The 13,723-nt window shown below is 56.9% G+C and carries 10 protein-coding genes; 4 read left to right on the forward strand and 6 right to left on the reverse strand.

Features of this window, described 5'->3' with window-relative positions:
• The first annotated feature begins 350 nt into the window (after positions 1 to 350).
• Positions 351 to 1,328, forward strand: a complete 978-nt coding sequence (locus tag ACX80D_RS13475; RefSeq protein WP_459323301.1) for a sulfotransferase — start codon at positions 351 to 353, stop codon at positions 1,326 to 1,328.
• A 55-nt stretch (positions 1,329 to 1,383) separates the two neighbouring features.
• Here the strand turns inward: ACX80D_RS13475 and ACX80D_RS13480 are convergent, their stop codons facing one another.
• Genes ACX80D_RS13480 through ACX80D_RS13500 form a run of 5 tightly spaced genes read right to left on the reverse strand, consistent with a single transcriptional unit; the run spans position 1,384 to position 6,709 of the window.
• The gene (locus tag ACX80D_RS13480) at positions 1,384 to 2,319 is read right to left on the reverse strand and encodes a glycosyltransferase family 2 protein (RefSeq protein ID WP_459323303.1); all 936 of its coding nucleotides are present in this window, start codon (positions 2,317 to 2,319) and stop codon (positions 1,384 to 1,386) included.
• Positions 2,320 to 2,339: 20 nt separating this feature from the next.
• On the reverse strand, positions 2,340 to 3,146 hold the full coding sequence (locus ACX80D_RS13485) for a Wzz/FepE/Etk N-terminal domain-containing protein (protein WP_459323304.1): 807 nt from the start codon (positions 3,144 to 3,146) through the stop codon (positions 2,340 to 2,342).
• A gap of 29 nt (positions 3,147 to 3,175) precedes the next feature.
• The gene (locus ACX80D_RS13490; protein ID WP_459323306.1) at positions 3,176 to 4,030 is read right to left on the reverse strand and encodes a sulfotransferase family protein; all 855 of its coding nucleotides are present in this window, start codon (positions 4,028 to 4,030) and stop codon (positions 3,176 to 3,178) included.
• Positions 4,027 to 5,289, reverse strand: a complete 1,263-nt coding sequence (locus ACX80D_RS13495; RefSeq protein ID WP_459323308.1) for a hypothetical protein — start codon at positions 5,287 to 5,289, stop codon at positions 4,027 to 4,029. Before ACX80D_RS13495 ends, ACX80D_RS13490 begins: the two co-directional genes overlap by 4 nt.
• Positions 5,279 to 6,709 (reverse strand): hypothetical protein, encoded by a 1,431-nt coding sequence (locus tag ACX80D_RS13500; protein WP_459323309.1) that lies wholly within the window; start codon positions 6,707 to 6,709, stop codon positions 5,279 to 5,281. Before ACX80D_RS13500 ends, ACX80D_RS13495 begins: the two co-directional genes overlap by 11 nt.
• 644 nt (positions 6,710 to 7,353) lie before the next feature.
• On the opposite strand from ACX80D_RS13500, the gene ACX80D_RS13505 reads away from it, so the two are divergent.
• The 3 genes from ACX80D_RS13505 to sufU all read left to right on the forward strand — a co-directional run bounded on the left by ACX80D_RS13505 (position 7,354) and on the right by sufU (position 12,959).
• The gene (locus ACX80D_RS13505) at positions 7,354 to 10,935 is read left to right on the forward strand and encodes a PKD domain-containing protein (RefSeq protein ID WP_459323311.1); all 3,582 of its coding nucleotides are present in this window, start codon (positions 7,354 to 7,356) and stop codon (positions 10,933 to 10,935) included.
• Between the two features lie 246 nt (positions 10,936 to 11,181).
• Positions 11,182 to 12,501: a SufS family cysteine desulfurase gene (locus tag ACX80D_RS13510; protein ID WP_459323313.1), complete on the forward strand. Its 1,320-nt coding sequence runs from the start codon at positions 11,182 to 11,184 to the stop codon at positions 12,499 to 12,501.
• On the forward strand, positions 12,498 to 12,959 hold the full coding sequence (sufU, locus tag ACX80D_RS13515) for a Fe-S cluster assembly sulfur transfer protein SufU (RefSeq protein ID WP_459323314.1): 462 nt from the start codon (positions 12,498 to 12,500) through the stop codon (positions 12,957 to 12,959). Before ACX80D_RS13510 ends, sufU begins: the two co-directional genes overlap by 4 nt.
• On the opposite strand, the gene ACX80D_RS13520 is transcribed toward sufU, so the two are convergent.
• Positions 12,956 to 13,399: a VanZ family protein gene (locus tag ACX80D_RS13520; protein ID WP_459323316.1), complete on the reverse strand. Its 444-nt coding sequence runs from the start codon at positions 13,397 to 13,399 to the stop codon at positions 12,956 to 12,958. The two genes, sufU and ACX80D_RS13520, sit on opposite strands and share 4 nt — an antisense overlap.
• Positions 13,400 to 13,723 lie beyond the last annotated feature (324 nt).

Here is a 13,723-nt window from a genome sequence, read left to right on the forward strand (position 1 = left end):
CGGCAACCATGCAGCCAATTACCAGAATTACAACAGCAAAAATCCAATGATGACGCAACGCTCTGCTGAAAAACGCCGCGCGGTTTGTTGTTTCGTTCACTTTTCCCACCCCGAGCTTGAGACCTAGCTAATAGTGCGTAGGGCCTATTCTGATAAGCATCGCACATAACAGTTCAGATTCGTAGAGTAAACGATAGAAAAAATGTCGAATATGTGACCTAGAAACAACTTGGAAGTGTGTCTGAGGAATGACGAATTGTCTCATAACAACACACCCTTGACACAAGGTGACAGAATCTATAAATCGGCGCTCTCCATGTGCCGTATTTGGGATACAAGGGGATCTTTCAATGAATCACAATTCAAAAATCCACTCCAGCGATGCCAGGGGTGCTCAAATGCGTCCTAATGTGCTCATGTTGGGTGGGTTTGGTCGCAGCGGATCAACCTTACTGGAGCGGTGCCTGGCCGAGTGTGTAGGTGTGACGGGGCTGGGAGAGGTGTTGCATCTGTGGGAACGGGGACTGCGAGACAACGAATTGTGTGGTTGTGGATTGGCGTTTCATGACTGCGTCTTTTGGCAGGGCATCGGCGATCGTGCTTTCGGTGGCTGGGGCGCAGTCGATAGTGCTGAAGCCGTCACGGACCGGCAGGACGTGGTGCGTAATCGACATTTGGCCGAGCTATTGACCGGGTGGTACCCCTCCGCTCGACGTCAGCGGGCCCGGCGGCTCATGGACCGGGTCAATGACCTCTATGCGGCAGCTGCCAGCGGCGAGGCGGAGCTAGTGATTGATTCCAGCAAGCATCCTGCTTACGCCTATTTTCTGCGCCGGGCACGCATAGATCTCAAATGCGTGCTGGTGGTCAGGGATCCACGTGGAGTTGCCTATTCGTGGTCGAAGGTGGTTCGCCGGCCGGAGACGGGTGAGGCTGAGGCCTATATGCCCAGGTACTCCACCGTAGCCGCCGTGGCAAACTGGTCCCTCTACAGCGTTCTGTTCCACGCACTGACTGTGCTGCGGGTCCCTGTCAAGACAGTGCACTATGAGGATTTCATGGGTGATCCGCGCGCGGTCGTCGAGGATATTCTGCACTTCGCTGGCCATCCTGTGAACCCGGGGGACACCGATTTTATTCAGCCGCACTCGGTAGTTCTGGGCGTTCACCATACGGTAGCGGGCAATCCAATGCGAATGAAAACGGGGGAGCTGAAGATTCGGCTCGATTCAGCATGGAAAGTGGAGATGCCAGCCAAAGCTCGTCGTGTTGCAGGAGTGTTGACGTTACCGCTTCGACTGGTTTACGGCCAACATGGCCAGAAGTAGCGCTACCGCCAGTAGCCGGTAGCCAGTCGCTGGAACCAGCAGCTCAAGGAAGGTCCTAGATGCCGCGGCCACGCGCATTGAGGGCTTTGACAATGGTGGCTGGCCGGATCAGTCCAGCTGCCACGAGCAGTGCCAGGTAGGCCCTGGGTTCCCTGACATCCATGGTCAACGATCTGTACGCCGTCCGGATCGCATTGCCCCGTTGATTATGCTGGGCGGCCAGCGCGAAAGCCCGCTGACCTTCCATCCACGCGTTTCCGCGCTTGTTTTCCGTAATAACAGGGTGCTTCTCCAACAAGTACTCCAATCCATCCGCCATCGCTTCCCATCGCTGAGAGAAATAGGACCCGCCCGGATGCCACAGAATATCCGCACCCACCCCAGCATGGACCGCGATGAGCCCGGCCTCGGCAGCACGCAGAAGAAGGTCGTAGTCTTCGCCATACCCAAAAGGCAGCTTTTCATCGACGAGTCCAACGGAGTCTAATAGCCGGGCACGGTCAAACAGATAGGTAGATGGGTGGGCCCCGGTCATCCGGCTCCCAGAAAGTGCAGCGACCGTGATTTCAGTGGCGTCAGGGATGCGTGTCTTGCGTTGTTCGCCAAAATGAACTTCAATTCCACTAACACAACCAAGGGCATTGCGTGCAGTGATCACAGCCAGTTGTTGGCTAAGTTTCTGCGGTCGCCAGGCGTCGTCGTCGTCACAGAACCCAACCCACGGTGCTGTGGCCGCGAGCAGTCCCGTGTTGCGGGCACCGGGAAGTCCTGCAGTCCGGGTATTGGCCATGACTCGAACTTGCCGGTTGCCCGTGGTGTGCTCCAAATCGACGCGGGGGCTGGCGTTATCGAATACTATCGTGGTCCGGATGAGCCCTGGATAGTCTTGAGCGCTGATAGCCGACACACTTTCCTGCAGCAGCTGAATGCGGTCCCGGGTAGCAATAATTACATCCACTGCGCCGTCGGATTGGTCGCTTGAGGGGAGCATGATGGCCGGCTTTCTTCAGGTTAGGAATTAGTGCGATGGCGTGGGTGCCGCCGGTTCATGAACGTGGCAGTGGTGCAGCCAGCCAGCAGCCCGACAGCTAGTGAGGAGCCGGCAAAAACCATGCCACGGGGCCGTGCACTACTGACAGGAAGCTCAGCGGCGTGAGAAATGTAGCCGGGCTCGGCGACGCTGACAGAAAGCGCAATAAGTTCCGTTTGCAGAGCGGCCTGTTGTTGTAGAAGCAGGGGAATTGTTTCATCCACCTCATCCCCTACCCTGGCTGGTTTCGATCTGGCTGCGTCCAGAGACACCTGAACGGTTGCCATTTGGGCCTTGAGCGTGGCTGTTCGAGCAGCTTCATTGTTCTGCAGCGACGTCAACCGAGCCGCCAGGAAGTTTTCGGTGAGGAGCGTGACGGCATCATAAGCCAGCTCCGGTGTAGGGGATGAGATGTAGATCCGTAGAATGCGTGAATTGATCAACGGTGAGATGTCCATGTCCGCAATCAATCCGCTGGAACGGTTCGGGTAGTTGAGTGCCCGGGCCGTGTTGCCCAGTACTTGGTCTGACAAGAGCACCTGAACCGCGGAATCGATGGAGACATCCGAGACTTTTTTACCTTCCAACGTTAAATCTGAGATCGCTACAACCACAACATCTGTGCGGGCCCGGAACTTAGGTGTTGTATTCAGAAAAAGGACTGTGCTGCACACCACTGCGATGAGTATTGCTGCAATGATGATTGACCAGCTCTTTCTGAGGAAATCAACGTAGTAGCGCAGATCCTGTTCACCAGGAGCACCTCCCCGCTCCGGTTTCTGGTGCACGGGTAACTCTCTATTCTCAAGCAAGGCCGTCATCGCAACCAACTGGGGACGTAGCCCAACAGTGCAATGAGCTCAGTATTATCGTCAGTAAACTGTTCCTCCAGCCATGCCCTTTGTTGCTGGTCCATGCGTTCGCTCGGCCGGGCGTTGGACTGCAATGTCTGCGCCGGGCGCCACTGGGAGATGCCGAGGAATTCCGCTAAAACGTGCCATTGGGACAGTTCCGAACTTAGGAAATCATCTGCATCGAGAATCAGGACATGGTCCCGTCCCAAAGCATCAAACGCACGTTCCAATTGGCCAGCATAATGGCCCCGTGCTACGTAGGCGTGGTGCTGGTGGGAGAAAGACTGATAGGACGGATCTGCCACGATGCGTTCCTCTTCACCGTCCAATCTGCCGGGCTCCGCGGCGAGTGCTGCAGCAAATCCTAACGTCTCAAAACCTCGCGATTTTTCTTGCTTATAAGCCGAATATGCTCGCTCCACTGGGTCACGGAGAAGAACAATGGCTTTCACCTCCGGATAGGCAGCTGCGATCCGTGACATCGCCAGTGGGTGGAAGAGGTAATACGGGCTGCCTTCCCCCGTGAACGATGCGCCCGTCCCCGGCCGCCGGAGTGGGAAGTGCCCGCTATAGAATTTCTGTCCGCGCCGAAATCTGTTGGCAGTGTCAAAGTAGTGGATGCCCTTGTTGAGCGCCGGTGCCACCATGTCCGGATGTGCGGCCAGCATTCTGTAGAGACTGGTCGTACCGCAACGCTGGGCGCCGGCAATAATGAATGTGGGATCCATGCGTAAGGGCGCGCTGGCCTGCCCGACGGCGGAAATCACGGCCCGCGCGCCGCTACGCGCCGTGCTGCGCAGAGTGTTTAAGGCTGTCATCGCTGTGCCGCCTGACTCGCATCGGTGGTACTCAAACCACGTTGCAGTTGATCGTAAATAACGGTTCGGTGCCACTGCGCCAAGTCCCTGATTGGCCCACCGGTAGGGGTGTGCGCATCCAGGGTGAAACGGGTGGCGATGGTCAGCAAGTAGCCGATCACAATGGCGTGGAGAGCGGCGGGAGTTGGCGTATTGACGCCGGGGGTCCGTGCCAAAACTTTGCTCAAGGCAGTCATGGCCGAGTTTTCCAAAGCGCTGCGAGCCGCTGCGACGTTACCAATCTGACGCAGCGCCCGGTGCGCCTGATAGTGCACCACATCCATGCCTCCCGGGACATCGAGAGCATAACGTTCCCAATCCCAGATCATCGGAAGAGAGGATGTATGGGCCAAGTTCCACGGGCCAAAATCTCCGTGCCACGCACCAAAAGGAATGACGGTGTGTTGGTGTAAGCGCAGAAATTGGTCTAGAAGAACGGGGAGATCCCTGTCGCTGGTGCCCCGTAATTCTGCCGTGGAATGGCCCAGACCGGAGGCCCACGCGCTGTCTCCTATGGTGCTGTGATAAATCGGAGCCGTAGCGATGATGCCTGCGGCAGCTGCGGTCAAGGGCGCTAGTTGACGTTGCGGCACGTCAGGCCGCAGAGCGCTCATAAGAAGGACTTCGTGACCTTGCCACCGTCCGCTATGAATCGTTTGTGGCGCTTCAAACGTTGGGGTTCCTGCCGCTGCGAGCCGTCCCAAGGCCTGTCCTTCATGGTGGACTAGCTGGTTAGTGAGGTCGTTCAAACCAACTTTGGCGAAGCCGATTTCTACTCCGTCTTCGCGGTGCACGTTGAGGATGGGTTTCCGGTTTGCTCGAGCAGACCCAACTGTTAAGGACACCACAACTCGATGGCCCACGACCTCCGCGAGGTAGTTGGCTATTGAGTCTGCAGGATCCAGCCCGGTCAGTCCATAGGGCATCAAAAGTGGTCCTAGGCCGCGTGACAACATCGCTGAGAGTATCCGTCGAGGTGCCGCTGTCCGGAAGGTATCGCTCGCGCTGGGCCTCAGTAGGGCTTGAGCGGCAGCTGAACTTGGGCTGGCGGTGACCGCCATACGGGGGCGTCTCTTGCTCGGAACCAGGCGCAGTGCCGAGGCATCCTGTCCCACGCGGGTCACCTTGATCGTGGCGGCCGGATACAGCTCCGCAAGCGTTGTGGTCAGATCGCCTAAAAGCGGCGATAGTTTGCTGGTTTCTCGTTGTTCAGAGCTCATCGGCCTGACCATTACGTGTCCTTTCAGGGCGGTCAGGGACAGTTCCCTGCTGCTGTTCGAATCGCCAGATCAAACCTAGAGTGATCATCAAAATCATCAAGGGCGAGCCCACTAAGTCGTAGACCGGCAAGATACAAGCAAAAAACACCACGGGATATACCAGTGGGGTGGCCCACGTCTCGGTCTTGGTGAAGACGGCTTTGGTACGCCGCACAATGAACCACCCAAAGAGGGCCAAGCCAAAGATGCCAGTGCAGAAGATCAGATACCAAAGAGAGCCTTGAGTGCCCAATTGGGGCGGTGAGCATTGGTGGCAGTCAGCTGTGGCACCGGAGGCGATGGAGAAAAAGTTACCCTGTCGCTGCCGGGTGGATCCAAATCCTATGAGGGGGGAGTTGGCTAGCACCGTCTCGACGGAAATATCGGCAAGATTAGATCGCCCCTCATTACTGTGCGGATTGGCTAGCCTGGCTTGAATCAAATTCCACAGTGGTGAGAAGTAAAGCACCAAGAAGGCGAGTGCGCCGATCGCCATGGTCCCCAAGACGGTGAACCACTGAGCGTTGATGGCTTGACGAATAAGAACCACAACGACCAAGATGCTAAGACCTGCCCAAAGCCCCCGGTTGAGAGAAAAAATTGCTGGCGGGACGGCTGCCACTAGTATTGCTACAAAGGCTGTCTTGTGAATCGCTGTTCGGGCATACCGGAAACTCATCAGGTAAAACGGCAAGAGCAGGCCGTAGTTGGCGCCCCATGAGTTGGCGTAGTCGAAGGGCGCCTTGGGGCGAGGTTCTGAATATCCAAGAATGTCTTGAACCTGTGCAAGCCCTGGATGGATCAGTGAATCGAGGAAGACATTAGAGGTCACTGACCGAGGGAGGACAATTTCCAAAACTGAACGGAATTCGTGCTGCCACAGTAGTTGGCCGGCGTATCCGCCTGCCACTGTCAGGCAAAACATCCATGCCATAAGCAGGATCAAACATTTACGGGGCAACACCCTTTCGTCAGTATTGCCAATAAATAGCAAAACAACTGTGACAGCGCTGAACCAGATCACCCGGTAACCCCACGGCGCCAGCCGCGATACTCCCATTTCGGAGAGCAGCCCGGGCACAGGCGACCATAAAATAAGTGCACCTAGCAACAGAATCGCCAAAAATAGTAGCCATACACCGAAGCCTGCGGGGACTCGAATCTTGCGCTGACGTAAGAGGTGATAGGCCAAAGGAACCGCCATCAGCAGGAAGCCCAGGGTGCCAAGGCCCATGGCCCACCACAGCGGAAATCCGCCAAAGAAAATGATCAGCGGAAGTGCCGGATTGGAAAACGACAGAAGAGATTTGTGGTTTCCAGAAAGCGCCGGCTTGAAACCGGCGGCAGACGGCGCCCCACGAGCGCTGAATCCTGAATCCACTAGTGACTCCATTTTCCCCAGTAAAAATGCTGTTTCTTAGCAGTTGTGCTCGTCAGCCTAGTGGGCGGCGGTCGCATCTGGACAGGACTTGTATGGCTGATGTGCAAAGACAAGTAGCGCCGAGTGATCACCTAAGTAATTTCACTTAGATGACTAGTATTTGTGCCCCCTAGCGAGTGTTTCCTCGGGGGGTGCCCGCGCCGCATAATGAGGCATCCGGGTCTTCCTCCCGGGTTTGAATTTCACTAATGCGGATTGCGCAGACACTCTCAGTCCGCACTGGCGATGACTTTCCTTTTAGAAGAGGGCGACTTATGCGCAGATACCTAGCGGTTTTTGCGGGCTTTTTGATGATTGCGGGTATATGCGTCGTTGCACCCACGGCGGCCACTGCATCAGAACAAGCCCTGAACACTGTTGTACGATCCACGCCGGTCAATTACACACCCAACGTCTTGGACGGCACCGTTTTTTCAATTGCCGAAATTGGCGACATGATTGTATTGGGGGGCCAGTTTACTCAGGTCCAGGCCAGTACCGGTGGGGCAGTTTTGAGCCGGAACAACATTGTTGGATTCAATAAAAACAACGGACAAATTAGCACTTCATTTGCTCCGCAATTCAATAGCACAGTACGAAGTGTCGTGGCAGCTGCCGACGGCACCTCTGTTTACGTAGGCGGTCAATTTGGCACGCTTAACGGCGCCTCTGTAACAAAAGTGACAAAGTTGTCACTGAGTAATGGCGCCCGGGTGACGGCCTTCAACCCGGGCAATATAGATGCCGTAGTGCACGATATGAAACTGGTGGGCAGCAAGCTCTATGTCGCCGGCGAATTTTCCACTATCAAGGGCACGCCGCGAAGCAAGTTGGCTTCACTGAACCCCACGACCGGTGCTCTGCTGCCGGAACTGAACGTTGTTTTTGACGGTACGCATTTGGGTGGCACCACTTTTGTGCATAAATTTGATGTCTCCCCTGATGGTAAGACCATGGTCGTGACAGGAAACTTCCGCACCATGGATGGGCTCGATCGTGTGCAGGTCGGCATGATTGATTTGAGCACACCGCAGGCAAGCGTCGCGGCCTGGCAGACAGAAAGCTGGAAGCCTAACTGCTATTCGAGTTTTGCCTACTATCTCAATGATCTTGATTTCTCTCCCGATGGTTCCTACTTCGTCTTAGGCTCCATGGGCGGTTATGGCAGCGGCCCACCATCGCTTTGCGACAGTATTTCCAAGTGGCAGACCTCAGCCAGGGGCGTTGGGATCACGCCCGTGTGGACTGATTACACCGGAGGAGACAGTATCTACGCGTTGGAGAGCACCGGGGAAACGATCTACTTTGGAGGACACAACAGGTGGGTTAACAACCCGTACCGTGCCGATGCGGCCGGGCAGGGAGCTGTGAGTCGAGAAGGCATTGGGGCCCTCAGTAGCACCAACGGCATGCCAATTGACTGGAATCCCGGACGTGATCGCGGAAGGGGAGTCTTTGACCTGCTGGCCACTACCCAAGGGTTGTGGGTCGGTTCGGATACAGACCGGATAGCCCGTTACCTCTACCGGGCTAGGATTGCCATGTTCCCGTTGGTGGGTGGACATGCTATCCCGACAGCGTCGGCACCTGTTTTGCCGGTAGATGTGCTGCAAAGCGGAGCGCCAAGCACAACAGTTGACGCCCGCTATATGTACCGTGTGAACACTGGGGGCGAGACGGTGTCGTCCTTGGATGCTGGTCCCGATTGGGTAGGTGATACCTCGCCTCCAGGGAGCAACTATCGCAACACTGGAAACGCTGCTCAATACCCAAGCGTGCCTCAGGTTACGGCGGCGGTACCGGCTACTACGCCGCTGGCTGTTTACTCCACTGAACGGTGGGATGATTCTGGAAGTCCGGAATTGACTTATTCCTTCCCCGTTCCTGCTGGCACTCACGTGCAAGTACGTGTGTACCTTTCGGATCGGTGCGGCTGTACCACGACGCCAGGTTCACGAGTGTATTCCATGACTCTGGATGGTCAGATGGCGTTCGAGAACTTCGACGCCAATGGCACCGCTGGACACGATGTTGGCACCATGCTCTCCAAGGACATCGTCAGCGACGGGACAGTTGACCTGACGTTCTTACACAATATTGAAAACCCGGCAGTCAATGGTTTGGAGATTGTGAACCTTGACGCGTCCGCCCCACCGGCTACCTCGGCAGATCAGATGAAGGCACTGTACTTCAACGGGACCACCGGCTCGGGCAGCACAGCAGCGGTGACCGGTTCAGTACCTTGGGATAGCGTCCGAGGCGGATTCGTTGCTAATGGCTCCCTGTATCTGGCAACAGCCACAGGGCAGTTCCAGCAGCGTTCCTTCAACGGCACCCAAATTGGTTCGGCAACGGAACTTGATCTCTATGGTCTCAGTGATTTTGCTGTCAACATGCAATCAATGACGGGGCTGTTCTATTCCAACGGCAGGATCTACTACACACTATCTGGGCAGAACTCGCTCTACATGCGTTACTTTGACCTTGATAGCAAGATTGTCGGTGCTCAGCAGTTCACTATTACAGGGGCTACCGGTGGAATGGCCTGGGCAAATGTTCGAGGCATGTTCCTCGCCGGAGGCAAACTCTACTGGGCCTCCTCTGATGGCAATCTCAACGCCATGACATGGACTGATGCGCTTGGCAATGGTGCTGTCTCTGGTACATCAACCGCCGTTAGCGGACCAAGCATGGATGGGACTCAGTGGGCCGCGAAGTCATTGATCGCCAAACCGGGTACGGGATCTGTGATACCCAACCCGAATCAGCCTCCAGTGGCGAGGTTCACGAACAATTGCACGTCCTTGAATTGCACGTTCACTGGTACTGGCTCCTCCGATCCTGACGGGACCATCGCCGGATACGCCTGGACAAGCAGCGATGGCGGTACGGGGAGCACGGGTGTATATTCCCACTCGTTCGCAACACCTGGCACCTTCTCGGTGTCGCTGACTGTCACAGACAATAAGGGGGCCACCTCGGTATCTACTGCGAATGTAACTGTGACGGCCCCGCCGACCCCGAATGTGCCGCCAGTGGCGTCGTTCACGAGCAATTGCACGTTCTTGAACTGTACGTTCACAGGCACGGGGTCTTCGGACTCTGACGGCACCATAGCCTCCTGGGTTTGGGCCCTGCCTGCTGGTGCTACGGCAAACGGGGAGATCGTTTCCTACACATTTGCGGCAGCCGGCACCTATCCGGTGAAGCTGACCGTCACGGACGATGATGGGGCCACTGCGGTATCTACTGTGAATGTGACAGTCACAGCCTCGCCAGTGGCTAATCAGTCACCCGTTGCGTCGTTCACCAACGATTGCACCTTCCTCAATTGCACCTTTGATGGATCGGGATCTTCGGATCCTGATGGCACCATAGCCTCCTGGGCTTGGGCCTTGCCAGCGGGTGCCACGGCAAATGGGGAGATCGTTTCCCATACGTTCGCCGCAGCTGGTACCTACAATGTGGTGCTGACAGTGAAGGACAATCTCGGTGCCAGTAATGTAAAAACTGTGGCTGTGACAGTGGCCGATGATCCTGGGCCGCCAGTATCATCGGCGGTGTCATTCGTTTCTTCGGCAACTGAGAACAGCAGTTCAGGTTCTGTCATGAACCATTCGCTCGTGACGCCAGCTCAAGTCTTGGCTGGAGATGTGATGGTTGCTGCGTTCACCACCAACTCGGGCACTGTGGCTGTCACTCCACCGGCTGGTTGGTCGGTGGTGGCCGAGTCGGCGACGGCGTCAATGCGTGGGATGTTCCTATCAAAGGTAGCCACGGCTGCTGATGCAGGAAGCACCCTCACCGTTCGGACCGCAGCCTATGGGCGGGGGAGCCTGACACTCTCGGTGTATCGCGACGCGCAAGTCAGTGCAGCATCGTTCGTTATGCAACCAGAGACAGTCAGCAGGACCACACACACCACACCGACAGCAACGGCAGCAACTGGTAATTGGGCCCTGCAATACTGGTCAGATAAGACAGCCGCAACCACAGGCTGGGCAGGTCCTGCTGGTCAGACTGTACGCCAGATGGGAGCCGGCACCGGTGCTGGACATATGAGCTGGCTGCTCACAGACAGCAATGGTCCCGTTACCGGTACCAGCGTTGGTGGGCTAACCGCCACGGCAACTGTCGCATCTTCAAGTGCCGTCATGGGAACGGTGGTTATTTCCGCGGCTCCCTAGTAGTTGAACTGAGTAATTTAGCGTGAGCTGAGCGCACAACAGGGTCCCGCCCCAGGTGGGGCCCTGTTGTTGCGCTCGGATCACCATGTGGCTTATCGGGATTACAGCGGCCCGAAGTAAGCCGCACCTTTGATGTCACTACAGTCGAAAAGTGCAACAATTAGGTGATGCCGACGTGACCTATTCGCCGCGCCTGATTCTAGGTAGCACCACGGCCTACCGCACTACTTGACTAGGAGCACCCACTTGGAGACAGAAGCCACCGAGCGCCACCGCCTCGGTCCGTTGACGGACACGGAGGTCTTGCGGATCCGCAATGACTTCCCCATCCTGGAGCAGCATGTTAACGGCCAGCCGCTGGTCTACCTGGATTCCGGAGCAACCTCGCAAAACCCGCTCAGCGTTATGGAGGCTGAGCAGGAATACTACGAGCAGCGCAATTCGGCAGTGCACCGCGGTGCTCACACGCTGGCCGTGGCCGCCACAGACGTCTTTGAAGAAGCCCGCAGCACAGTGGCCGCCTTCATTGGCGCCGATGACAACGAGCTCGTCTGGACGCAGAACGCCACCGCCGGGCTCAACCTGATCGCCTACTCCTTCGGCAACGCCAGTGTTGGCACCGTGTCAGAGGCCGCTAAGAAGTTCGCCATCACAACCGGGGATGAGGTGCTGGTGACGGAGATGGAACACCACGCCAACCTCATCCCGTGGCAGGAACTGTGCCGTCGCACTGGTGCCACCTTGCGTTACATCCCCATCCACGACGACGGCTCGCTGGACATGGACGCGGCCGCCACTCTGATCACCCACAGCACCAAGGTGCTGTCCTTTACCCACGTATCCAACGTTACCGGCGTCATCAACCCGGTTACGCAGTTGACGTCACTGGCTCATGCAGCCGGTACGCTCGTTGTCCTTGACGCTTGCCAGTCAGCTCCACACTTGCCCTTGGATGTGAAGGCACTCGACGTAGACTTCGCTGTCTTCTCCGGTCACAAGATGCTTGGGCCTACCGGCATTGGGGGGCTGTATGGCCGTGCCGAGCTCCTTGATGCCATGCCGCCATTTCTTACAGGTGGTTCCATGATCACCACCGTCACCATGGAAGAAGCCGGCTACCTACCCGCACCACAACGTTTTGAGGCCGGGACCCAACCCATCTCCCAAGCGGTAGCGCTGGCGGCCGCTGCCAACTATCTGCAGGAAACTGGCATGGACCGCATCCACGCGTGGGAGGTCCAGCTCGGCCAGCGCCTCGTGAGCGGCTTAGAAGCCATCGAGGGCATTCGAGTCTTGGGCCCGGCCGCGGGCGTTCCCCGAGCCGGCTTGGTCTCCTTTGAGGTGGAAGGCGTGCACGCACACGATGTGGGCCAGTTCCTTGACGCTGCTGGCATCGCCGTCCGTGTGGGTCACCATTGCGCCCAGCCGCTGCACCGCCGCTTGGGATTGAACTCGTCCACTCGGGCGAGCACTTATTTGTACAACACAACTGCCGAAGTTGATGCGTTTCTGGTCGCGGTGGCCGGCGTGCGTGTCTACTTTGGAGTGGAAGGTGCGTCATTGTGAGCGCGTTGGATTCGCTGTATCAGCAGATCATTTTGGAAGAGTCCAAGACCAGGCGCGGGGCAGACTTGCGCAACGATCAGTTGGATGGGCAGCATTTGCCGGCCAATGTGGGCCAGTGCCACCAGCTGAATCCGGTGTGTGGGGATGAGATCACCTTGCGCATTGAGACAGCAGGGGCAGAGGTCTCAGGCATTCACTGGGCAGGTGATGGCTGCTCTATTTCCATGGCCTCAGCCTCTATCCTCAGTGACATGGTGGTGGGGCTGAACCGCGCTGAGGTGGCCACCCTGATTGAGAATTTCCGTGAGGTCATGCGCTCACGCGGAAAGCTGGTAGCTGACGAGGAGATTCTTGGCGATGCCGCTGCGCTGTCCGGAGTATCTAAGTTCCCGGCCCGCGTTAAGTGCGCCATGATGGCCTGGGTTGCTGCTGAGGATGCCCTGAACCAAACGGTTTAACGCGCGTTGGCCAGGACCCTTCGCCGTCGCAGCGACCAAATGAGGCGCACCAGCAGGGCGCCAATGAATCCGCCTGCGGTGTTAGCGATGACGTCGCTCAAGGCGGGGACACGTGCCGTAAGAAAAACTCCTTGGGCCAGTTCAACAGCGATGGAGACTGCCGCGGCGATGACCACTGTCAGCATCCACCTGTGGCGTGGCAGCCGGAGGGCCACAATAACGCCAAAGGGTACGAACAAGGCAATGTTGGCGGTGAATTCAATGCTCCGGTAGCTGATAAGCCACCGCGGCACTCCGCGGCTGTGCAGCCACTGGAGAAGATGGCTGAGAGCTCCGTCAATTGGTCTGTCTACCGGTGAAGGCCAGAACAAGATAGCCATCAGGGCAAAGAAGTAAGCTATGCCCAAAGCAATGGCCACCTTGTGGCTGACTGTATTCACGTCCTTATTCTAAGGGAGCTCATGCACTCGCGTTGAACATAGTGATGGCCCAAAGCCAAGGGCTTCGGGCCATCACTATGTTCAGCACGGAACGTGGATCTTTTGCGGTGCGTTATGCGTTTTCTGCATTACGGCTGCGGCGGCGTGAGACTACCACGGTGCCAACACCTGCTGCGAGTGCGCCAGCGCCAACAATCGACCAAGCGATAACGCGGTTACGTCCCGTGAAGTGGTGTAGTTTCCCGTTGCTTGGCATCGAATTTCTGATGTGAAGAGCCATCGTGCGATGGTCAGTGAGTACCGATCAAAGAACTCACAAAGGAC

The sequence above is a fragment of the Arthrobacter sp. Sr24 genome (assembly GCF_054511175.1).